Annotated in this window: 14 protein-coding genes; 1 reads left to right on the top strand and 13 read right to left on the bottom strand. The window is 56.1% G+C overall.

Annotated elements, in window-relative coordinates; all coding sequences use genetic code 11:
• Positions 1–273 precede the first annotated feature (273 nt).
• The 4 genes from gltX to ACO5R6_RS05925 form a co-directional block, all read right to left on the bottom strand.
• Positions 274–1,722, bottom strand: a complete 1,449-nt coding sequence (gene gltX / locus ACO5R6_RS05940; protein WP_485626271.1) for a glutamate--tRNA ligase — start codon at positions 1,720–1,722, stop codon at positions 274–276.
• A 138-nt stretch (positions 1,723–1,860) separates the two neighbouring features.
• Positions 1,861–2,670, bottom strand: a complete 810-nt coding sequence (locus ACO5R6_RS05935; RefSeq protein WP_485626270.1) for a DUF2225 domain-containing protein — start codon at positions 2,668–2,670, stop codon at positions 1,861–1,863.
• Positions 2,667–3,917 carry a DUF5716 family protein gene (locus ACO5R6_RS05930; RefSeq protein WP_485626269.1) on the bottom strand — a complete coding sequence of 417 codons (1,251 nt, stop codon included), beginning with the start codon at positions 3,915–3,917 and terminating at the stop codon, positions 2,667–2,669. The genes ACO5R6_RS05935 and ACO5R6_RS05930 overlap by 4 nt, the downstream gene beginning before the upstream one ends.
• Before the next feature lie 12 nt (positions 3,918–3,929).
• Complete coding sequence (locus ACO5R6_RS05925; RefSeq protein WP_485626268.1) at positions 3,930–7,481, bottom strand: DUF5717 family protein; 3,552 nt, start codon at positions 7,479–7,481, stop codon at positions 3,930–3,932.
• Positions 7,482–7,592: 111 nt separating this feature from the next.
• Between ACO5R6_RS05925 and ACO5R6_RS05920 the strand changes: the two genes are divergently transcribed.
• The gene (locus ACO5R6_RS05920; RefSeq protein WP_485626267.1) at positions 7,593–8,687 is read left to right on the top strand and encodes a pyridoxal phosphate-dependent aminotransferase; all 1,095 of its coding nucleotides are present in this window, start codon (positions 7,593–7,595) and stop codon (positions 8,685–8,687) included.
• A gap of 57 nt (positions 8,688–8,744) precedes the next feature.
• Here the strand turns inward: ACO5R6_RS05920 and ACO5R6_RS05915 are convergent, their stop codons facing one another.
• The 9 genes from ACO5R6_RS05915 to ACO5R6_RS05875 form a co-directional block, all read right to left on the bottom strand.
• Positions 8,745–9,890 (bottom strand): glycerate kinase family protein, encoded by a 1,146-nt coding sequence (locus ACO5R6_RS05915; protein WP_485626266.1) that lies wholly within the window; start codon positions 9,888–9,890, stop codon positions 8,745–8,747.
• A 38-nt stretch (positions 9,891–9,928) separates the two neighbouring features.
• On the bottom strand, positions 9,929–10,264 hold the full coding sequence (locus ACO5R6_RS05910; protein WP_485626265.1) for a hypothetical protein: 336 nt from the start codon (positions 10,262–10,264) through the stop codon (positions 9,929–9,931).
• 72 nt (positions 10,265–10,336) lie between these two features.
• On the bottom strand, positions 10,337–11,773 hold the full coding sequence (locus ACO5R6_RS05905) for an ATP-grasp domain-containing protein (RefSeq protein WP_485626264.1): 1,437 nt from the start codon (positions 11,771–11,773) through the stop codon (positions 10,337–10,339).
• An 80-nt stretch (positions 11,774–11,853) separates the two neighbouring features.
• Positions 11,854–13,206 carry a Na+/H+ antiporter NhaC family protein gene (locus tag ACO5R6_RS05900; RefSeq protein WP_485626263.1) on the bottom strand — a complete coding sequence of 451 codons (1,353 nt, stop codon included), beginning with the start codon at positions 13,204–13,206 and terminating at the stop codon, positions 11,854–11,856.
• Between the two features lie 67 nt (positions 13,207–13,273).
• Entirely contained in the window at positions 13,274–15,124 is a 1,851-nt protein-coding gene (locus ACO5R6_RS05895) for an aminopeptidase family protein P (protein WP_485626262.1), read from the bottom strand.
• A 33-nt stretch (positions 15,125–15,157) separates the two neighbouring features.
• Positions 15,158–15,502 (bottom strand): hydrogenase maturation nickel metallochaperone HypA, encoded by a 345-nt coding sequence (locus ACO5R6_RS05890; RefSeq protein ID WP_485626261.1) that lies wholly within the window; start codon positions 15,500–15,502, stop codon positions 15,158–15,160.
• A complete protein-coding gene (locus ACO5R6_RS05885) occupies positions 15,503–18,286 on the bottom strand; it encodes an FAD-dependent oxidoreductase (protein ID WP_485626260.1) in 2,784 nt (927 codons plus the stop codon).
• A gap of 227 nt (positions 18,287–18,513) precedes the next feature.
• On the bottom strand, positions 18,514–19,551 hold the full coding sequence (locus ACO5R6_RS05880) for a DUF5692 family protein (protein ID WP_485626259.1): 1,038 nt from the start codon (positions 19,549–19,551) through the stop codon (positions 18,514–18,516).
• Between the two features lie 474 nt (positions 19,552–20,025).
• Positions 20,026–22,881, bottom strand: a complete 2,856-nt coding sequence (locus tag ACO5R6_RS05875) for an LPXTG cell wall anchor domain-containing protein (RefSeq protein ID WP_485626258.1) — start codon at positions 22,879–22,881, stop codon at positions 20,026–20,028.
• Positions 22,882–22,960: the final 79 nt, after the last annotated feature.

Raw genomic sequence — 22,960 nt, 5'->3', positions numbered from 1 at the left:
TTAAATTCGCCGTGAACAGTCAAGGATGGCTCCGCTTCGCGGAAAAGAACCTGGAATGAATGATTATCTGTTGAAATAAAAGAGACGTAAAAAGCACGCCACAAGAAGAGCAAACAAAGACGTCGCAAGAACAAATCAGAAAATAAAATCAGAAAATAAAAAAAGGTTCCGTCTCCCAAAAAGGGGACTGAACCTATTTATAGCATGTTATCTGCCGGCTTTCAAGCCGGAGGCAATTCCTCTTCCTGATCCTGACGGGGTGGGATCCGGCGATCAGCTTAATTTCTCAATGGCCGCCCGGATCCGGGCCAGCGTCTGGTCTTTGCCCAGAATGGACATGAGCTCTGTAGCCCCGCCCGGAGTCATCTGCTTGCCGGACACAGCTGTTCGGAGGGGCCAGAAGACATAGCCGTTCTTATAGCCCTTCTCCCCGGCGAATTCCTTGCAGGCAGAGAAAAGCCCGTCATTGCTGAAATCTTCCCGGGCCTCAAGGATGGGGAGAATTTCCGTCAGTGTCTTGCGTGAATTCTCCGGCGTGGTCTTCATCTTCTTGTGCTCGTACATGCTGATGTCATAGTCGCAGACAGAGTCAAAGAAGTCGACATGGTCCTTGATATCGGGGAAGATCTCGATCCGGGACTGGACCATGGCGGCGATGGCCTTGAGGTCATAGTCCCCCTTGATATAAGTCTTGAGATAGGGAAGGGCCATCCGGTAGAATTCCTCGAAGGGAAGCGCCTTGATGTACTCTCCGTTCATCCACTTTAGCTTGTCGATGTCAAAGACGGCAGGAGACTTGGACAGGCGATGGTAATCGAAGACCTTGACCAGCTCCTGAAGAGAATAGATCTCCCGGTTCTCCTCCGGGCTCCATCCCAGGAGGGCCACATAATTGATGATGGCGTCCGTGAGGAATCCCTGCGCAAGGAGGTCTTCATAGGAGGAATGACCGCTCCTCTTAGACAGCTTCTGATGATCCGTATTGGTGATCAGGGGGCAGTGGATATAGGTGGGGATATCCCAGCCGAAGGCCTCATAGAGACGGTTGTACTTGGGAGAGGAGGACAGGTACTCATTTCCCCTCACGACGTGAGTGATCCCCATCAGATGATCGTCAACCACATTTGCGAAATTATAGGTCGGATACCCATCCGACTTGATCAGGATCATGTCGTCAAGCTCCGCATTGTCAACCGAGATGTGGCCGTAAATCTCATCGTCGAAGGAGGTCTGCCCCTCTCTCGGATTATTCTGGCGGATGACATAGGGTTCCCCGGCATCCAGCTTGGCCTGTATCTGCTCCGGGGTCAGGTGGAGGCAGTGCTTGTCGTATATGGAGATCTCCTTGTCGCCGATCTTGACCTTGAGATTGGCCAGGCGGTCCGGCGTGCAGAAGCAGTAGTAGGCCTCACCCCTGTCAACCAGTTCCCTGGCATATTTTAAATAAATCCCCCGGGCCTGGCGCTCAGACTGTACATATGGGCCCACGCCGCCATCCTTGTCCGGCCCCTCGTCATACACAAGACCCGTCTTCTCCAGGGTCCGATAGATGATGTCGATTGCTCCGTCCACATAGCGCTCCTGGTCCGTGTCCTCAATGCGGAGAATAAAGTCTCCGCCGGCATGCTTGGCCACCAGGTAGGCGTACAGGGCCGTTCGCAAATTTCCCACATGCATACGGCCCGTAGGGCTGGGGGCAAATCTCGTTCTGATCTTACTCATTTCTATTCCATCTCCCATCCGCGATATGATTCCGCTGTCGGATCTGTAAGCTTAGCTGTCATACAGCTCTCTAGTCTAGTAAGCCGATGGAGTCTTGTCAATCGCCAATCCCCCCGGTCCTCTGATCCGGCATCAGATTCAGTTGGCGCTTCTGACATAAGCCTCTTCCAGCCGGTGGACTTCCTCAAGTACCTCTTCTCTGCCGGCCTCTTTCATCCGATTTAAATCTACCCCGTAGCTGACCAAGTCCGTCCCCTCAGCCAGCGCCCGGATGCCGGACGCAAGGCTCTCCAAGATCTCCTCTGCGACGTGATAGCGCTGACTCTGAATCTCCACCATATCCAGGTCTCCCCGCAGATAATAGCTGGAGAACATGGCGCGCAGCGAGGTCTGGCTGGCATTTTTTTGGAAAGCTTTCTCGAAGCACTCTCCCGCCTCCTTGTAGAAGAATAGCCTGCTGTAGGCCGTTCCCATATTGTGGTAGAGGTCCCCGATGATCTTGGGATTTGCGCCGGCCTCTGAGGCATCCGCAAGAAGCGACCGGTAGCCGTCAATCGCCTCCTGGTAACGCCCCGAGGCGAGCAGGCGATCACAGGTCATTTTCCGCCGTTCTCCCGGGCCTTTCCCGGCCAGAACTGCAATTGCATTGACAATTTCATGGACTTCCTGTCTGGAGAGATAGCCGATGGCAAGGAGCAGGGTTCCCACGAAGATCTGGAGCGGAGCCCTGTCCTGAATGAGCCTGCGCAGCTTTACGGCGAGCTCGTGCATATTCGCCTGGCTGTCAATCCAGTGGCAGAGATCCAGGTTCATGAAGCGCCCGTCCAACTCCTGGATGTGTGTTGCGATATAGAAGCTCAGCTCCTCCGGGCTGAAGATGCGGATCCCCTCTCCGGTCAGATAGGGGGACTTGGCCAGGGGGGACCGACATAGAATCAACGCGCTCATCCTGCCACTCCTTCCTCCGGCACAGGTATGCGGTGAGTCCATACCTTACCGCTGGCCGGATAGAGGTCCCCGAAGCCCAGATCGGAAATGATGATCTCGATCTCCCCCTCGTCCGTCGCCTTGGCCCGAATCCGAAGACGGCTGGTCCTTGGCGGGCGCTTGGGCAGATCCGTCAGTCCGATGACATGCAGGCGCGAAGCTCTCTTTATAGGATCCTGCAGCCAGATATCCACTTCCGCCTGATCCCCCAGGATCACTTCACAGGATCCCTCCGCCTCATAGCGGCTCTGCCCGGCCCTAAGAAGGGGATAGTTCGTCTCCCTGCCGCAGTCAAGCAGCTTGAGACAGACATTCAGCTTGAGATCGTCGGAGGAGAGGTAGGCAAAGGGCCAGGGGTCTTCGCCGGAGCAGACCCTGCCGCAGTAACAGGCCCCCTTGGTATAGAGGTTCTTACCCATGAATACTCTTCTTCCCTTGCAGAGTCGGTTCATGGAGATCTTCATCCAATCTCCCTCGAAGCCGGGTCCGATCAGATAAACCGCGGAAATACGGTCTCCCCGGAAGGCCTGCCCAATGATCCGGTCCAAAGAGCCGTCTCTGTCAGCCGCATCCAAGAAAAAATGCTTCTCCTCAATGGTCAGCAGCTGAGGGCGGGTCTTTTGGTCTCTGTGCAGGCGAAGAAACCGCATCCTATCCTCCCGGCAGGAAAAGAGGGCGACATCTCCCGCGTAAATCCCCGCCTCCTGCTGATAGACATAGTGGCAGAAACTCTCCCTGTAATCGATGATCCGGACCAGGTCTCCGGGGTAGCCCATCGCCTCCGCCAGTCTGTGGATCAGACGGACCCGGGGGCCATCGACATGGTCCAGAGTGAAGACCAGTTGCCCCAGAGTCATCTGTCCTGCGGCCCGGGGAGCCAGGGCCAGCAGATGCTCGACAAAGAGCTTGAGCAGGTCAAAGGGGTCTGCGGGCTTTCCCTCCAGATAGACATTGTCCCCTGACAGGGCTTTCGAGAGAAGCTGATCCACCAGGTCCGCCTCCTGCAGGTCGGCCGCCCGGACCGCATGATCTCCGTAGAGCCAGCTGTCCTCTTTCTTCAAGCGGGCAATGCAGGTCGGGATCTGATAGATGCCGCTTCCCAGGACCGGGCTCATGGTCTTGGGCTCGGCATGCATAGAATCCAGATAGGAAACCATGGTGAAGGAGTCGCTCAGATCGACGCCGTAGTAAATCCGCTTATCTCTCATCCGTCCTCCCTCCTAGACCAGGGGAAAAAGCCTGGAGGCGATATTCTCCTGCATCCGGTAGTCCATCATTTTTGCTATCCCCCCCCCCAAGTCATCCGCAGCAAGCAGGCCTTCGATTCGGTTGAGTCGGGCATACGCCGCCTGCTCGTCAAGCTGCGTCTTGACCTCTCTTACAATCCTGCCTCTGATCGCTCGCTCCTCTCCCTCCGGGTCATCCCAGATCAGATAGTCCACCGTCTGCCCCGCAAAGAGAACCAGCTGCTTGCTGTAAATGCCGGGATAGACCTCCCGCATCAGCTCCTCACGATAGGAACCGTCCGAGACCGCATAGCGGATATGGACCGCTTGCCGGGGCTTGGACCGGTGCTCAATCAAGGTCTTGTCGTAGAGCTGATACTTCATCAGAAGGCTGTGATCCACTTCCAACATAAAAGAGAAGCGGATGCGCTGCCCCAGGGCCTGCCCGATCAGTCGGTCCAGGAGAGAAAACTCCGGATTGGAGAGCTGGTCCGAATCAGACAGTCTCTTCAAGAGAGCCAGCATACAGGACCGGGAGGGGGTCCTCCTCTTTGTGTAAATATCATAGATGTAGAAGAACACATGGTCCGGGACGCACGCCTTCTTGGCATCCGTATTCAGCAGATAGCGGTTGGCGAAGAAATTCAGGTAGGCCTCCGTGATCTTGCTGTTGGACCTCTGCCTGCGATAGTCATCGTAGACCTTGGGGAGGTCCGGTTGAATATCCTCGGCATAGAGAGACTGGACCAGGATCCGCTCTGCCAGGGGGAAGCGGTCCATCTTGGCCTCGCTGGCGATTTGCCAGAGCGCCATCATGCGATCTGTACTTCCGACAAATCCCCTCAGCATATAGGCGAGAAGTTCCTCCTCCCAGGATTCGGCGGATTCACCCTCCCTGACCCGGTCCAGGAGAAAGCCGCAGAAGCTCAGACCAAAATCCCGGCTGTCATCACTGTTCTCCTCCCGGCTCATGGCTAAGAGGAGGGTGGCAAGATCCTCTGTCTCAAGACCGCACATGAGGTAATTCCGAAGAGCCAGGCGGGCCCTGTGATACTGTCCCCCGCGGATCCAGGCGGCTGTGATCTCTTCCCGGAGGGCAAGGTCTGCCTCCGAGAGATCGGACAGCCTGCAGAAATAGTCCTCTGCCGCCCCCCTTAAGTCGGCCGAACCCGCCCCCTCCCGCAGCTTCTCATAATAGGGGAACCAGAAGTCCTCGCGGACCTTGTAGGAAGAGATCAGAACCAATAGCTGCCGCCTATCGGGAGACATTCCGGGGTAGAGGAAGAGGCCGTGCAGGATATAGGGAAGGCTGTCCGGGGCCAGGGGAGCCAGTCTCTCATAGAGGCGGTCGATATCAAGAAGGGGTTCCGCGCCGAAGAGGGTCTCTCCTGCTGTAATCGCCCCCTTCTCATCCTCCAAGACGAGAAGCTGATCTCCTCCGTAGAGGGGCAGATAGGCCGCCTGACCCGATACAGATGCCATGACCGGGTCTGCCATGGCCCGGTGATAGACCAGGATCCTCCTGGCCCCCTCCGCCGTGCAGAGAATCTTGTGGGTGAAGAGCAGGGGGGCCATGGCCCTGGCCACGGTCTCCGATGGTCTGATCCGATCCAGATAGTCGCTGTAGACAATCGCGATGTTGTCATCGATCCGCCCCTCAATCATCATCTGCTCGGCAAAGCGGTTCAGCTGATTTTCATACGCCTCGTAGATCTTGGGACAGGTGTCCTTGAATGAGATGATGTTGGCGTAGAGCAGGGCCTGTTTCTCTATGGGAAGCCGGTTCTTCAGGAGAAAATACCGGGCGGCCAGAGGGGGAATGGGATGGACGGAGTCCTGAGGCAGGGCCTTGAGGTAGGCCTCGTAGAGACCTGTGACATTGATCTCCTCACGGATCGCCCGTTCATACCGGATCAGCGCGCCCGGAGACTCCTGCCTTCCCAGAAGCAGATAGGCGACAAGGGCAGACAGGTTCTCTTTAGCGGGATAGGCGTCGACCGCCTCCATGAAGATCCTGGCCCAGGCCGGTTTATAGGATTTGGCTGTCGCAAGAATCTTGACCAGCCGATCGACCAGGGCAGACGAAAAGGCCCTCCGGCTCCTGACCCAGGCAAAGAAGCGGAGTGCGAAGTCATCCGCCTCGGTCAGCAGGTAGGGTTCCTCCCGCAGCAGATCATAGGCCTCCAGATAGAGGAGGGGCGAGTGAAAATGCTCCGACTCCTCACAAATCGAGGCGAACTTTAGGGCCCGGTCCTCCCGGCCCGCATGGACCAGACAAGAGAAGAGGTCGGCCCGGTCTCTGTGGCGCCGGAAGATAATATTGATCTGGCGGATCAGTTCCCTCCGATTCGCCTCATCAGAAGAGAGGGTGGCGTAGAGATAGAGAAGAAGGCCCCAGTCCGGACTGTTCTTGTCGCTGATCTCCTCTTTCAGGCGTCCGATCAGGTCCAGAGCCTCCTCTGTCTGCCCGTTTTTCATCAGGGCCATGGTCTCAAGTAGCTGCCAGAAGACCTCTCGGTCTTGAGCCAGACAGCGCAGGTCCTCTAAATCTCTTAACCAGCGATGGCACCACTCGGGCCGGCTCATACGGCCCAACCGGTAGGATTCATAATCCCGCATCACACGCACGATCAGAGTTCTCTCATTCTGCCGAATTCCGGGAATGGAGGAGGGGAAACTGTCCCTGCAGGCCTGGATCAGGACCCGGTGCACCAGGCCGTTTGTCTCGATCTGTATGCTGCCGAAATTCACTCCGGCCCGGAGCCTGTCTGCCCGAAGAAGATAAGGGATATCTGCCGCCTGTCCCAGGAATTCGTCGGAGGAGATCTTCTTTCTATTGAGACGGATGAAATCTCCCTCACTTCTCAGGCGGATCTCTCCGTAGCCCCAGCCCTTCTTTAGAAGCTGAATCCGGTCCTCCTGATCCTCTCTCAGATAGGAGTACTTGCGGGTCTCGTCCGGCAGACCGAAGATCAGAGGCTCCTTTAACCTGGCATCAACAAGGAAGTGCTCCAGATTGACGCCTGAGAGGATCCCCCTCCGATAGGCTCTGTAGAGAAGCTCTATCTTCTGATCTTGTCCCTTGATCCAGCGGGCAAAGGCATCGGAGAAGAAGAGAGACAGAGCCTCCTGCCAGTGGTCCCTGGCCAGAAGGGCAAACTGGCGGATCTCCCGAATCTCTCCGATCGAGGACCGGAACCCGGCCCTCTGGTAGCTAATCTCATAGGGGACCTTGAGGCAGGCCCGGTTGACCACGATTGTCATCTGCCCCCGCAGGCAATCGCCCGCCCGGGCTCCGGGAAGTCGGACCTCATAGGAAATCGTATTCTCAAGTCCCTCAAATTGAGCCGTCCTGCAGACCACATAGGGGTTGGAAGAGTAGACAATCCCCCTGAGGGGGACCCCGTTCTTAGAGGCGACGGTAAAAGAGCCGCTGATTTTACTTGCCTCAGCGGCCTCAATTTCGATCCTGTCCGGTTTTACCAAAAGCTCCGGAGCCTGGGTATCAAATTCATCATCGGCCAGAGCCCAAATCCTCTTACGCACCTGCTTCTATCCCTATTCTCGTCGCTTGAACGCCTCTTATGCATCAGCTAAAATTATAGCTAAATGAGGAGCCTGCCGCAAGGCGGCGGCCAGTTTCTAAGGAGTCGGATCATGAGTCAAATACAGCATAAGGATCATTTTCACGGAAGCGATCTGGAGAAAATCGAAGAGATCTATGGGATCCGGAAGGAGGAGATCCTCTCCTTCTCCGCCAATGTCAATCCCCTCGGGATCTCTCCCAAGCTGCGCCTGGGATTGACAGAGCAGATTGACGCCATCAGCTCCTATCCCGATCGCAGGTACACAGCTCTCCGCCGCTGCATTGGGCAATATCTGGCCTGTGACATGGATCAGATCATAGTTGGGAACGGGTCCACGGAACTGATCTCTCTCTTCATCGACTTCATTCATCCCAGGAAGGCTCTGATCCTGGGACCTACCTACTCCGAATATGAGCGATCTGTCGCCCTGAGCGGGGGCAGGAGCCACTACTATCCTCTCAGGGCGGAGGAGGACTTCCTTCTCCACACTAAGGACTTCTGCTCCAGACTGGCAGAGGGCTATCAGCTGCTCATTCTCTGCAATCCGAACAATCCCACATCCAGTCTGATTCCCAGGGACCAGATGCGTCAGATCTTAGATACCTGCAAGATGCTCGGCATCTACGTCATTGTGGATGAGACCTATATCGAATTCGTCTCTGATGTCGAAGCTTCCACTTCCGTCCCCCTGACCAGGGACTACAACAACGTCATTGTCCTCCGCGGCACGTCCAAGTTCTTCGCGGCTCCAGGCTTGCGGCTTGGCTATGCCGTTCTGGGAAACGCCGATATGATCGCTGCGGTTCAGAGAGTCAAGAACCCCTGGATGATCAACTCCCTGGCGGATGTCGCCGGTCAGCTTATGTTCACGGACGAGGATTACAAGAGGAAGACCAGAGATCTCATCCTCTCTGAGCGCAAGCGCCTCTACCCGCTCTTTAGGGCCTCTGACCGCTTCTACCCCTTCCTTCCCAATGCCAACTTCATCCTGCTTCGCATTGAAGATCCGTCTCTTAAGGCGGGGGACCTCTTTGACCGGTGCATCCGACAGAAGATGATGATCCGGGATTGTTCCAGCTTTCCCTTCCTCTCCGACCGCTATATCCGCTTCTGCTTCATGAGAAAAGAAGACAATCAGCGCCTGGCAGACCTCCTCCTGTCCTGAGACTTCTCTGTCCCCCTTCCGCTTTCCCGCGGCATCTCCCGGCAGGTGTCTTCTGCCTTAGTCTCGACGGGTGCTTCGGATCAGGCGGAAGACCTGCTCCACTGTGGCGGCCATATTCTCGCGGGCATTCTCTTCATCCATGGCCTCATCCAGCGTGCAGACCTTTCGCAGAATGGGAAAGAAGGCGTCTATCCCGTGCGCATTGCAGGCAGTGGCATCTTCCGTCACACAGCCGCTGAAGGCAATGACCTGCTTTCCGTATTCCTTGGCAATATGAGCCACCCCGATCGGGGCCTTGCCCATAACGGTCTGTCCATCCAGCCGGCCCTCACCCGTGATCACAAGGTCAGCGTCTCTAATATAAGAGGCAAGCCCGGTCTCCTCCAGGATGATTCGGACGCCGGACTCCAGTACGGCATTGGTATAGGAGAGGAAGGCAAAGCCCAGGCCCCCGGCGGCACCTGTGCCCGGCGCCCTGCTGTCGGCTCTCGGATACTTCTTACAGGTCAGCTCTGCATAGCAGTCCAGCCAGCGGTCCATCTTCGCGATCACTGAAGGGCTCGCCCCCTTCTGGGGTCCGAAGACAGCACTGCAGCCCTCCGGGCCGCAGAGAGGGTTTGTCACATCACAGGCCACCTTAAAGCTGCAGTCCGCAAGCTCCGGCAGGACCTCCTTGTCACAGATCCGGTCAATGAGGGCCAGTCCCCGGGCCCCGCGGGGGACCTGCCTGCCCTCTCGGTCCAGAAATCCATAGCCCAGAGCCTGCAGCATACCGACACCCCCGTCATTGGTCGCGCTGCCGCCGATCCCCACAATGAAGTTGCGGCAGCCCTTTGCAATGGCGTCGGCGATCATCTGACCAACCCCGTAAGTGCTTGTCTCTAGGGGATTTCTCTCCTCCTCGGCGACCAGGGTAATCCCGGCGGCGGCAGACATCTCGATGATGGCCGTCTGCGTCTTATCAACAATCCCGTAAGAAGCGACAAGGGGCTTCCCCAGGGGTCCTGTGACAGAGATTCTCTCAATCCGCCCCTGCATGCCCAGGGCCAGAGCCTCTACTGTGCCCTCTCCGCCATCAGCCAGCGGGCGGACCGCAACCTCTGCGTCCTCGTAGACCCTGTGAATCCCCTCAGAAATGGCTGCTCCCGCCTCCATAGAGGACAGGCTGCCCTTTAATGAATCAATCGCTACAACAACTCGCATGTCTCATCCCCCCCGGAAGATCCTAAAGTGCACCCGCGTCAGCGCTCAAAGGCAAAATAGACGAGGATGGCATCATCCGCCTTGTGCACATAGACGCCCGCATCCTCTCCTCCTTCTCTTCCGAGAGGGGCTATATCATAGCGGCCGTATTCATGGCCCTCCTTCTGCTTCTTCTGGTGGAGGGCCGCATCGCCGAAATCCCTCTTCTGAAAGCAACGAACCGCCCCGATCAGGCTCTGCTCGCAGGGCTCGCCCAGGAAGACCTGCCGGATCCCCCTGGAGAGGTAGACCGACTCCCCGTTGATATTTCCGTACTCGTTCATCCCGGCTCCCTTGCCCTTCAATTTCTCCCGCAACTCAGAAAAATCGCTCATGTCCTTCTCCTCTCTCGCCGCAGGGTCCGGATCGGTCCCTGTCCTGATGCTTTCATTCTACTCTATTTCTGATCAGAGTACATTCCTTTCGCGCCTGCTGACGAGGATTGAGGCCATCTCATGCTCATCCCCCTCCACGGAAATAATATTCATGGGAGACAGGCGGGAATAGATGCCGGCCAGCTTCCCCCCGTAGAGATAGATTCCCGTCATATTGGCAAAGGAGTGTATATAGGGGCTCTTCTGTCCCAGGGCCTGCTCCTGGTAGTCGTTGCCGCAATAGGAGGTCTCGGAGTAATCCGCATTGAGGGTCCGATAGGGCTCAATGTACTCCTGGATGATATAGCCCTTGCCGCAGCAATCATCCAGGGTCCGGTCCCAGTCCTCCTCTTTCATATCTCCGCTGTAGAAGACCCCCTCGGCCCCATAGGAGTCCTCCGGCTTGATGATCCATTCCTTATAGCGGTGACGGATATCCTCCCGATTAGCATGGATGGGACCAAGGACCGCTGTAAAGGGGACATGGCGCTCGATGAAGCGGTTCTCCTCCGGGGATAGAAAGGACCTGGTCTCTTCCAGATGCAGGACGCGAAAGAGAATCTTGTCGTGGATGATCTGGGTCACGAAGTCTCCCAGCAGACTGACCTTCCTGTCTTTGACCGCTGCCAGGAAGTCTCCCACCTCTCCCATGTGCTCCATGATATCTGATGTCACGGCCCTTCGGTAAATGGCATCGACTCGCATCCCCTCTTTTGTGTAGAGGAAGGTCCCGTCATAGACCAGGTCCCGGATCTCCGCAATCTGCGCCCGGCAGCCCGCCCGGCGGAAGGCCTGAGCGAAGCGGTCAAATTCGCTCAGACTGATGGCGTTCTCCAGGAAATCGACGACGGCGACATTGGGGAGATCCCCCTTCTCTGCGCTTCTTCCCTCGGGCAACTGCTGAAGGCGGTCAGTGAGATTTGGATCAGAGGCGCAGATCGAGAGGAAGGTCTTCACCCAGGAGTCAATGAGCTCAAAGCCCTCTATCTCATATGTCTCTTCTAAGTCCCTGTAGATCCGGCTTCGGCTGAGCAAATCGTTCATGACCCTGTTTTCGTTCATCGCGGAGGCCCCGTCCGCGTTGAACTCGCAGAAGGCAAAGTCCCCGCTCTTCTCATTCCAGAAGATATCCAGGCGGCAGAGGGGGAGGAGGCAGTCATAGGATGGCAGGTTGAGGATCATCTCCTCAAGCTCCGGGGCGAATCCGAAGAGCTTCCTGTAGGCGGGACAGTCGATATAGCGCCGCATAACCTTGATCAGGATCTCCCACATCTTCTCACCCGCGGACCGGACCAGGGCCAGGCCCTCCGGGGTGAACGCCTTGGGCAGGTAGAGCATCTTGACCGGATTGCCGTGATAGGACAGCTCCGACTCTTTTATGGCCTCATTCTCAGCGATCCCCGACGCGTCATGCCCCTCGGGGTCAGAGTAGTATGCCTCCAAGAGTTCTCTTTGTAATGTGTACTTCATCTCGCCTCCCTGAGATCTTCTCTATATACCATCTCCTATGCTAGGACATATAACCCGCCGAATGCAACGTGTTCTCCGTCTCAGGGGAGGGCAAATCCGAAGACCAGATAGGTGATAAAGGCCAGGCCGCTTGCGATCACGACATAGGGAAACTGAGTCAGGGCGTGATCCATATTCTCGATTCCGGAGACCTGGGACGACAGGAGGGTGGCATCGGCATAGAAGCAGGCATGACTCCCGAAAGCCCCTCCCGAGATGACCGCCGCCATCACTAAGATGACATTGGCGCCGACGGCAGCCCCCATCGGCATGATCACCGGGATAGCGACGGCAGACATTCCCCAGTTGGACCCGGTTGTGAAGGTGAGGACCGCCACCAGGAAGAAGGCCACAGCGGGGAATATCTGGGGCGTCAGACCCGACGAGATCAAGCCCACCAGATACTCGGTCAGGCCGAGCCCGGCCAAGCCCTTCTGAAGGGTAAAGGCCACAAGAAGCATCGAGAGGACCGGCAGCATATCGGCAAAGCCCCTGATACAGACGGCCGTAAAATCAGCCACGGTCAGAATTCCCCTGGGCACATAGAGGAGGAAGCAGAGGCCGATGCAGATGATAACTGCCAGAAAGACATCCCCGCTGATGACGGAGATGAGGATCAGGCTGATGATGGGGATCAGAAAGTCCGGGATCTTACCCTTACTCTCCTCTTCCACATCCAGAATATTATATCTGGCCGAATCACTCCCGTAAGTCACACCGGTCTTCTCGGTTCTCTCATAGACCCGCCGCATGGGTCCAAGAGCCGGGATGATCCCCATACAGAGCAGGAAGACCAGGAGGAGGGCATAGATGGGATAAAAGAGAAAGGGAATGGCATGGACATAGGCCTCCATGGCCCCCATGCCCAGGGCTCGGACCGATGCCTCCCCGGCGAAGAGGCCGGAGAAGAAAACCGCCCAAGTTGAAAAGGGAAGGAGGACACAGACGGGAGCCCCGGTCGAATCCAGAACATAGGCCAGCATCTCTCTCGGGATCTTGTGCTTGTCATAGAGCTTCTTCATGCAGATGCCCACCGTCATGACGTTGAGATAGTCGTCCACAAAGATCAGGATCCCAAGGAAAAAGGAGGCGAGCTTGGTCCGCCTGGGATTGGAGCAGAGGCGGTCCGCAATCTTGGCGAAGCCGCGGCTTCCGCCGGAGGCTTCCAGGAGGGCGATCACGCAGCCGAAGAAGCCGCAGAGGAGGAAGATCCAGACATGGTCACTCAGGCTCTTCTGCAGGGCCTTGATCCACTCTGTCAGAAAGGCCGACCGATCAAGGGCGACAAAGGACAAGAGAGAGCCCGCTGTCAGGGCCTCAAGACTTCGTTTGGTCTTGAAGGCTACGACAATGATAAGGGTCACAATTAGAACAGAAAGGAGTCCATTGGACATCTTGATTCACCCCATACAATCGAGTAAAAAGTCCGGGCGCCTGTCTGCGCCCGGCATGAAATACAGATTAAACCCCGAGGGCTCTGGTCGCCCGGATGAGCCAGTCCAGCTCCTCCCCCTCCAGGAAGGGACTGATCTTCTCTCGAACCATACCGTGATAGCGGTTCAACTTATCGATATCGGACGGATCCATTTGTTCCGGCCGAAGACCTTCCAGGTCAATCGGCACATAGGTCAGCGGCTCGAAGGCCAGAAATCTCCCATAGCCATTGACCTCGTCCTCCACACAGAGGCCGATGGACTCGGTCCGGATCCCATACCGTCCCTCCAGATAGATCCCGGGCTCAATGGAGCTGATCATTCCCGGGACAAAGGGGGTCCGGTCCTCCGGAGAGCGGTCGATCCAGCGAATCACCTGGGGGCCCTCGTGGACGTTCAGCATATAGCCGATTCCGTGTCCGGTCCCGTGATTGTAATTCTTTCCTCTCTCCCAGAAGACCTCTCTTGCGATAGCATCCAGGGTCATGCCGGAGCAGCCATCCATAAAGCGGGCAAAGAGAAGACGGAGGTTGGAGACCGCAACCATGGTAAAGTCCTCTTTCATCTCCTCGGTCAGCTCTCCCAGACAGATCGTCCTGGTCACATCGGTGGTCCCGCCCAGATACTGGCCGCCGGAATCCACCAGAAGAAAGCCTCTTGGCTCAATCTCGGCACAGGCATCCTCACGCGCGGAATAATGGGCCATGGCCGCATTGGCCATATAGGCGGAGATGGTCTCAAAGGAGAGGTCCAGGAATCCGGGGATCCGGGTCCGGAGCCCGTCCAGGTATCGGGCCGCCGAGTACTCGGTCAGTGTCCCATCACCTGCATGTCGCTTGACGTAGCAGATAAAGCGGCAGACCGCCACTGAATCCATCAAATAGGTCCTGCGCACATGATCCGTCTCCACCGGATTCTTGATGGCCTTGCGCAGGTCGGTCGGATTGGGGGCGAAGATCAGATTGTCGGTTCCGAGGCAGGAGGCGGCCATATGGACCATGGCATCGGAAGAAGACCTGGGATCCAGCATGAGTCTTACGACTTCCTCGTCTCCAAAAGCCATGGATGCCGCATTCTCAGCCGCCTGCTGGCGGAGTCTTGCTTCAAGAAAAGACAAGGCCCTGTCATAGTCCTCCAGGGCAATCTTATGCTCTGTCGCATAGAGGCGAACCTCTTCTGTGAGCTCGCTCTCCCGAATAAAGAGAGAGAGCTCACAGTCCGTGATCCACAGATAGGACAGGGCTACCGGATTGCAGGCAATGTCTCCTCCGCGAATGTTGAGAAGCCACATGATGTCATCGAGCTTGGAGATGATCAGCTGCCTTGCGCCCTTTAAGGCCATGTCTGCCCTGACTGCCGCGAGCTTGGACGAGAGGTCCTCTCCGGCCAGATCCCGCTCGAGAACCCAGACCGGATGAGAGGCTCTCTCGGGCCGGTCCTCCCAGAGGAGGTCCTGGGGCGCGAAGTCACTCCTAATCCTTGCCCCGTGCATTCGGGCCAGCTTGCGATAGGCCCTTCCCTCCGCATAAGAGAAGGTCCTGCCGTCATAGGCCAGGCAGTCGCCCTCCTTCAGCTCGGAATCCAGGTACTCGTTGAGGCTTGCAACGCCCGGCTCACCGCTCCTCATGAGCTTGTATTCGGTTCCCGCGAGTTCTCCTGCCGCAGAGATGAAATAGCGGCCGTCCGTCCAGAGAAGGGCCTCGGTCTGACCAATCAATATGCGGACATTGTCGGAAGAACAGCCCGACAGCCAGAGGCTTGTCTTGTCGTAGTCCCCCACATACTCGGAGGCATGCGCGTCAGAGGATGAGACCAGATAATAGCTGACCTTCTCCTCCTCCATATAGGCCCGAACCCGACTCAGAATATCAGCAATCAATGCTCCGTCCTCTCTCTTTTTCTGACAATACGCCTACTCGGCTTCGATCTCCTTAATGATGAACTCATTGCCTCGGACAAGCCAGGTCTGATCCGACCCGCAGTGGGGGCAGGTCTTGCCGTGCGCAACTGTCGGATAGTCCCTCTTACAGCCGTCACAGTGGCTGACTGCCGGGATGGTCTCAATCTTCATCCTGGCGCCGCGCAGGAGATCTCTTTTGTCTGCGGCCCAGCGCCAGCAGTCCAGGAGATAGTCCGGGATCACCGTGGACACCTCGCCCAACTGCAGGGTGACCGAGCTGATCTTCCTGAGCTCATGTCCCTCGGCAAGCTCTGTCAGCTGGTCGATGATGTGAAAAACAACGCCCAGTTCATGCATTTATTTCTTCTTTCCAAACTTGATGTGAAGCGCCTGCTTGGCCGCATAGGGGAGGATGTACTTGAGCTTGTCCTCTGCCATGTGCATGTCGGAGCACTCCGGCCGGTCCCTGTGGATTGTGATGGCGTCGAATTCACACTTGGTCGTGCAGATGCCGCAGCCGACACAGCGGTTGGGATCGACAATGCTTGCCCCGCAGGAGAGACAGCGGGCTGTCTCCACCTTGACCTCTTCTTCTGTGAAGGTCAGCTTCTGCTCCCGGAAAGACTTCTTCCATTCGACGCCGCTTGCGTCTCTTCCCTCTCTTAAGCCCGGCTCCTGCCTGCCCGCATGGTCGTAATCGATCAGGCGGATGTCATCCTTGTCCAGCATCTGGAATTCCCAGCGGTTTCTTCCGATGGTGAGTGTGGAGTGAGGCTGAACGAAGCGGTGGAGAGAGGTTGCCGCCTTCTTGCCCGCCGCGATCGCGTCAATGGCGAAGCTAGGTCCGGTGTAGACATCGCCTCCCACGAAGATATCGGGCTGGCTTGTCTGATAGGTGACCGGATCGGCGAGAGGGCCCTGTCCCCTGCCCAGCTCGACCTGAGAACCCGCCAGAAGATCTCCCCAGAGAATGGACTGGCCGACCGACAGGAAGAGATGGCGGCAGGGAAGGGTCATGGTGTCATTCTCATCGTACTTAGGCGCGAAACGATGGTCTTCGTCGAAGACAGAGATGCATCTCTTGAAGACCACCCCGCTGACATGGCCGTCCTCAAGCAGGATCTCCTTGGGGCCCCAGCCGGGATGAATCCGGATCTCCTCCTCCTCGGCCTCAGCGATCTCCTCCGCAGAAGCCGGCATAATATCTCTCGTCTCGAGGCAGCAGATGGAGACCTTTACGTCCCCGCAGCGGCCGGCGGACCGGGCCACGTCAATGGCCACATTGCCTCCACCGATCACCAGGACATCCCCCTTCAGATCGAAGGCCTTCTTGTCTCCGACCTCCCGCAGGAAGTCAACTGCCGTCATAATTCCCTCAGCGTCCTCGTGGTCCAGGCCAAGTCCTCTTCCTCCCTGGCAACCGATCGCCAGATAGAAGGCCTTGTAGCCCTGATCTCTTAAGTCGTCCAAGCTGATGTCCGCTCCGACCTCGACGCCGTACTGAATCTCAACCCCCATGGCCTTGATAATATCCACCTCGGCCATGATCACATCCTTCTCCAACTTATAGGATGGGATCCCATAGGTCAACATTCCGCCGGGTCTCTCATTCTTCTCAAAAATGGTCGGCTTATAGCCCATCTGCGCCAGATAGAAGGCACAGGAGAGGCCGGCTGGGCCCGCTCCTACAATGGCGATCTTCTCGTCAAAATAACCCTTGGTCGCGGGGACCACCTTGTCCGGAATATAGCGGGTCTCCTCATGCAGGTCTAAGTCGGCCAGGAACTTCTTGACCTCGTCAATTGCGACGGGATCATCCACCTTGCCCCTGGTACAGGCGCTCTCACACTTGCGGTTGCAGATTCTCCCGCAGATCGCCGGCAGGGGATTGTTCTTCTTGATCAGAGCCAGGGCCTCCCTGTAGCGTCCCTGGGCCGCCATCTTCAGATAGCCCTGAACGGCGATGTGGGCGGGACAGGCGGCCTTGCAGGGGGCCGTGCCGGATTCATGCGTGTTAATCCGATTATCATCCCTGTAGTTCTCATTCCACATCTCCTTGCCCCATTTGCGCTCCGAGGGCAGGACCTGTCTTGGATATTCCGGCTCGGACCCGTCTGCCTTACAGAGCTTCTGTCCCAGCTTGAGGGCTCCTGCCGGGCAGTACTCGACACAGCGTCCGCAGGCCACGCATTTCTCCTTGTCAACGTGGGCCACATAGGCAGACCTGGACATATTGGGCGTGTTGAAGAGCTGGGAGGTCCGCAGGGCATAGCAGACATTCACATTGCAGTTGCAGATGGCGAAGATCTTGTCCTTGCCGTCAATGTTGGTGATCTGGTGAACGAAGCCGTTGTCCTCTCCCTTCCGGAAGATCTCCAGGGCCTCTTCTTTTGTAATATAGCGGCCGCCCTTATTGGTCTCCACCACATAGTCCGCCATATCGCCGACCGCGATGCACCAGTCCGCAGGATCGTCGGCACAGCCCTCGTCAAAGGTCCTCCTGGACATGCGGCAGGAACAGGGGGAAGCGGCATACTTTCCCTCATACTTGTCCAGCCAGTGGCTGATGTGCTCAATGGAGATGGAGTGGTCCTCCATGGAAATCGCCTTCTCTACCGGAATGACATGCATCCCGATGCCGGCTCCTCCGGGAGGAACCATGGGGGTCACCTTCTCCAGGGGGAGGAAGGTCATCCGCTCGAAGAAGCGGCCCAGCTCCGGATGCTCCTCCAGCAGGTCGGCATTCATATTGGTGAACTCACCCACGCCGGGCACGAACATCGGAAGCTGCCAGCGCTTCTCGTGATCCGGATTCTTCCCGTCCAGATTCTCCCAGTGGTACTCAAGAAGGCCCGTGTAAGACATGTGGTCCAGGCAGTCCTCCAGGGTCTTGTCGTCGAGCCCGATCAGGTCCTTGATCTGGGCGAAGGTCTTGGGCTTACGCAGGCCCATCTTCAGGGCAATCTCCGCCTCCTGGTCCGTCGTTATCGCGGCCAGGGCCCAGTACTCCGGGTCTTCCTTGCTAATCTTGGCCAGGCCCAGGTGCTGGGGGACCCGGTCCGTAATCATCTTGGCCAGCTTGACAATGGGTTCTCGGAGCGGTCCATCATCCTGAATGTAATCCGGTCGGTTCAATGACATAAAAACCCCTTTCATAAGCGAAAAGAATCTGTAGACTTGCGCATACTTTAGAACAAGCCTGCAGACCTTTTCTGTAACTCCATTTCTGTAACTTAACTGCCGGAACTTTCTTCCTGTCTTAAATCAGCGCATGACGCCATTCGTTCGCCGACAACCGCATATCTCCCATCCGTATCCGGCTTCCGCTATGAACTTATGTCTCTCATGCGCCACCACCCCCGCGGACCTTATTCGGCGCGGGCAAGGGCCTCCTCGAAGTCTCTCGTTCCCTTCCAGATCTCGCCCCGATAGGGATTCACCCCTGTCTTCCTGGATCTCTTGATGATCGCCAGAAAAAAGGCCAGGTTGACCAGGATGGAGAGTACTGCCACAAAGCCTCCGACCTGGGGTGCCGCTGCGGTCGGATGAACACCGGTCTTCATGAAACCGTCCGCATAGAGGACCGGCAGAACCGAGAAGACGGATGCATCCTGGAAGGTCGGGAAGACCTGCGCGAACATGCACCAGGTGGCCAGGGTGTTCGCCCGGTTCTGGATCCAACCGCCCTTGTTCCAGAAGACGGCAGCAAGAGTAGGCGCCAGAAGAAGGGCAACGCCGCAGTACCAAGAGTGGGTGGGCAGGTTCAAGTAGGTGTACTCAAAATTCCAGACATCATAGGCGAGAATATAGGCCCAGGTCATATCCGGCCAGAGCATGTCATCCTTCTTCTTGGAGGAGTAGATACCCCACCAGCCGGTCATGCAGAAGATATTAATCAGACCGGCGATCCCGTTTGCCCAGTTCCACCAGCCCCCGTAGAGCCAGACGCCCTCAGAGGACAGCCACCATCTGCTTCCGGTCTCTGCCAGCGCCATGGAACCGCGAATCGCGGACTCGAAGTCACTTCCAACTGCAATCAGGATATTGATTGCGACAATCAAAAAGGGGAAGACCTTGAACCACTGAGTCTTTCCGATCCCCTTCCTGTACTTCAGAAGCATGAAGCCGATGCAGCCGGCAGAGGCCGCATAGAGCTTGGCATAGTGGAACCAGGAATTCATGTGGATATAGGTCGGGTTATTCAGGGCCCATTCCGCTCCCCGGGCAGCTCCGACATAAATAGCGATAAAGTAGACGGTAAGACCGGCCAGGAGTCCGACAAAAATCCCATAGCCGCCGATCTTGGACCTGCGCTCGATCTCATTGAAGAGAATCAGGCCTCCGAAGACCAGAATCCATCCCAATACCTGATAGAGAGACAACTCTCCATAAAGCTGAAAAAACATTTCACTTCCCCTTTCCGTGTGAATCAAGTACTGAATCCGCCTGTTACTGCGGATCTTCATAATGAATCATTATATTAAAAAAAGATTTTTTTCACAGCCATTAGGTGCGGATATTGTTAAGTTCTTGGCAGAGAAACTTTGATCCCGCGCAATCGTTTCCACGCAATTGCCTTTTGTTGGGGATTTTCGCGGCTTATTTCATCCATCTGTTTCTGTGTAGAAAATTCCGGGCAGAACTTGTGCAATTTGCATAAGCCCATGTCTCTTTGCCCTGCGGAACATCTCACAAGGGACAGGGGCCTGCCCGCGGATTCCGGACTTTCACCGGTTAGAAACGTGCGCCGCCGGGCGCACCCAAAAAACCGGCCGCCCACTTCCGCCTGCCCCCCTTCAGGGGACAGGCCGGATGTCGACAGCCGGTTCCTGTTAAATCAGATCTGATGATCAGATTCGACTCTTATTTTTTACTAAGGCTCACTGATCAGACTTTTTCTTCTTTGCAACAATAAGCAGAGAGAGCGCTACTACGCCAAGCGCAATTCCCGCGTAAAGGGGAAGCTGGCTCTGATCACCGGTCTTGGGAGCAGTGGGCTTCACGCTGGGCTTATCAGGCTTCACGATCGGCTTATCAGGAGTTACGATCGGCTTTTCTGGTTCGGGAGCCACCGTCTCCTTGTACTTAACCGTCAAGGTGATGTTCTGGCTGGTGAGATTGGTGAAATCCTGACCGCCGTCCATCTGCTTGGCATTCCAGGTATAGCTGAAACGAATTACCTTGCCGGAGAGCAGATTGGTTGCCTTGGCCTTGAAGTTGCCGGTTACCGTTCCCTTGATCGTGTAATTGGTGTCAGCCTTGGCGGTGTCCTTGAACTTCACGCCATTGACAACGACATCCAGCTGGTCTTCAACGCCCTCAACCGCTTCCTTGATATCCTTGAAGCTGCTTGCCTGATTCTTGAGGCTCATGACAACGGTAAGCTTATTCCCCTCAATCTTGCTGCTCGTGATCTTGAACTTATCATTTACCTTGCGAAGACTGATCTGGGGATTCTCAGTATAGGCCAGCTGGTCGGGCAGTTCAAGAACAGCGGTAAAGCTGGTCTCAAGCTCAGACACGGCGATGTTCGTGGGAACACTGGAACTCTCGTACTGGGCCTCGAGCTGCTTGAGACGGTCCTTGATCTTCGTGACATCGAGCCGTCCCGTGATCTCCATGGGGTCAGACTTGCTTGCCTCATAGACCCTATCGTGCTGGGTATCTCCATTTACAAGCAGATCGGCGTCCATATCATCCGATCCGGTAACTTCCTGCTCTGAGGGCTTTGCCTTATACTTCAAGGTAAATGTGATGTCCTTGCTGGTCGGATTGATTGCGTCAGCGCCCTCCGGCAACTGCTCTGCATCCCAGTGGAGCTTGAAATTAATGACTTTGCCGCTGACACTGTTGGTCGCCTTGGCCTGCAGGTCACCGGTCATGCTGCCGCGAACCGTGTAATTGGTATTGGGCTTAGCCTGGCTATTGAATACAGCACCGTTTACAACTACCTTCAGCTGGTCATCCATGCCAAGGACAGCGTCCTTGAGCTCCGCGAAGCTTGTCACATTCGCGTTGACCGTCATGGTAACGGTTATGGTCTTGCCTGATACCTCGCTTTTTACAATCTTGTACTTGCCGTTGTCATTTAAGAGAGAGACAGACGGCGTTCCATCGAAGTCAAGCTCATTGGGAAGGGTCAGCTTGGCAACGAAGCTGGAGCTGTAGTTGGAGAGGCTGATCTTCTTGGGGTCCAGATTGGACTTGTTGAACTGGTCCTCTACCTGCTTTAACTGCTCCTTTACAGGGCTTACGTCAAGGGAACCTGTGAAGGCAACCTTGCTTCCCTCTTCCACTTCATAGACCTGTGTATGCTCGGTCTCATCTCCGACCAGGATATCGCCGGGGAGTTTCTTGGTCGCCTCGAAGTTCCCCTCAGTAGGCTCATCATATCTTACAGACAGGGCGATCTGGCCGGGGTTATTAACGCTTTCGCCGGCTTGTGTCTGCTTGCCGTTCCAGATCAGGTGGAAGTTGATCTGCTTTAGACTTTCCGTATTGGTCGCCGTCGCAACCAGGCTTCCCGTGATGCCGCCGGTAACCTCATAGTCCGTGTTGCCCTTGGACTGATTATCGAACTGAGCGGTCTTGAAGGTCACCTTCAGCTCGTCATCGACCTTGTTGACGGCAGCCCTCAGCTTGGCAAAGCTGTCAATCTTATCATCATCAACCAGCTTGAAGGTCACCTCTGCGGACTGATCGTCTGTCTCGATTTTGGAGATGACGAAGGACCCGTTTGCGCCCTCTAACACTGCATCCTTGGATGTGAAGCTCAGCCCCTTGGGGAGGGCAAGTCTTGCCGTGAAACTAGTGGTCAGATTGGACAGGGCGATCTTCTCTGCATCTGCGGAGTAAGAGGCCTCGATATTGGCCATCTGATCCTTGATGGTCTTGGCGTTGATTACGCCGACGAAGTCCATCTTGTCCGTCTTCTTGAGCTTGATGGTCTGATTGCCGGTATCGTTGCCCAGCTTCAGGTCAGCGTCAATATCAACTGTCTGCCTCACATTATCGCTGGCGGGTTTCGCAAACACGTTGGACTTTGTAATATTTGCCGCCAGGGGCTGCTTAGCCGTATCAGCCTTGAAGGTCTGCTTGCCAGCACCAAATTTGCCCCAAGTTCTGCTCGGGTAGAAGGAGAACTCTCCCGTGCTGTCGACGGTCTTGGTCTCCAGCTCCTGCGCCTCCTTGTAGCTGTCGGCCTTTACCGTATAGGGAATGGTGACATTTACGGTGTGATTGGCTGTCCCGGATGCCCGGTCTGCCTTGTAGTAATCATAGATCTGCTGCCAGTTGACATCTGCCAGCTTGAACTTGAACTTGACCGTATTGCCGGTCTCGGTCTTACTGTTGGAGATGGTGCCGGCCGGAATAATGTTGGTAGTGCTACTCGTGACTGGTGTCCCGACTGTCACGCCGTCCGGGAAGGTCACATTATAGTAGATGTAGGCGCTGGAGTCGACATCCTCGATATTCCACGGGAAGTGTCCGTCCTTAGCCTCTTTTTCCATCTGGCTCTCGAAAGCAGACATGACATCCGCCATGGGAATGGACGCCTTCCACTCACCGGCATAGGTCCCCTGATTGCTTCCCGCCGTGCCTGTCACGTCGCCCTCAGTCGTCTTGACATACTGGGCGACCTGAAGTTCATTGGCAGCCTCCGCTGTCTTTGCTCCCGGTAAGATCATACCCACAACCATGACCAGAGCCATGATGCCGGCAAATGCCTTACTCATGAGGTTCTTGTGTCTTCTCATTCTTCCCTATAATATCAAGTGATTTTTCCTTTAAAATAAAGGATTTCTCAATGTGATA

The sequence above is a fragment of the Shuttleworthella sp. genome (genome assembly GCF_057251025.1).
This window is presented reverse-complemented; position numbering and strand designations above follow the sequence as displayed.

Excerpts from the sequence above, each read along its gene's own strand:
- ACO5R6_RS05920 (WP_485626267.1), top strand. The coding sequence starts at position 7,593 with ATGAGTCAAATACAGCATAAGGATCATTTTCACGGAAGCGATCTGGAG.
- ACO5R6_RS05930 (WP_485626269.1), bottom strand. The coding sequence starts at position 3,917 with ATGAGAGATAAGCGGATTTACTACGGCGTCGATCTGAGCGACTCCTTC.
- gltX (WP_485626271.1), bottom strand. The coding sequence starts at position 1,722 with ATGAGTAAGATCAGAACGAGATTTGCCCCCAGCCCTACGGGCCGTATG.
- ACO5R6_RS05885 (WP_485626260.1), bottom strand. The coding sequence starts at position 18,286 with ATGTCATTGAACCGACCGGATTACATTCAGGATGATGGACCGCTCCGA.
- ACO5R6_RS05890 (WP_485626261.1), bottom strand. The coding sequence starts at position 15,502 with ATGCATGAACTGGGCGTTGTTTTTCACATCATCGACCAGCTGACAGAG.
- ACO5R6_RS05880 (WP_485626259.1), bottom strand. The coding sequence starts at position 19,551 with ATGTTTTTTCAGCTTTATGGAGAGTTGTCTCTCTATCAGGTATTGGGA.
- ACO5R6_RS05915 (WP_485626266.1), bottom strand. The coding sequence starts at position 9,890 with ATGCGAGTTGTTGTAGCGATTGATTCATTAAAGGGCAGCCTGTCCTCT.
- ACO5R6_RS05910 (WP_485626265.1), bottom strand. The coding sequence starts at position 10,264 with ATGAGCGATTTTTCTGAGTTGCGGGAGAAATTGAAGGGCAAGGGAGCC.
- ACO5R6_RS05875 (WP_485626258.1), bottom strand. The coding sequence starts at position 22,881 with ATGAGTAAGGCATTTGCCGGCATCATGGCTCTGGTCATGGTTGTGGGT.
- ACO5R6_RS05900 (WP_485626263.1), bottom strand. The coding sequence starts at position 13,206 with ATGTCCAATGGACTCCTTTCTGTTCTAATTGTGACCCTTATCATTGTC.
- ACO5R6_RS05935 (WP_485626270.1), bottom strand. The coding sequence starts at position 2,670 with ATGAGCGCGTTGATTCTATGTCGGTCCCCCCTGGCCAAGTCCCCCTAT.
- ACO5R6_RS05905 (WP_485626264.1), bottom strand. The coding sequence starts at position 11,773 with ATGAAGTACACATTACAAAGAGAACTCTTGGAGGCATACTACTCTGAC.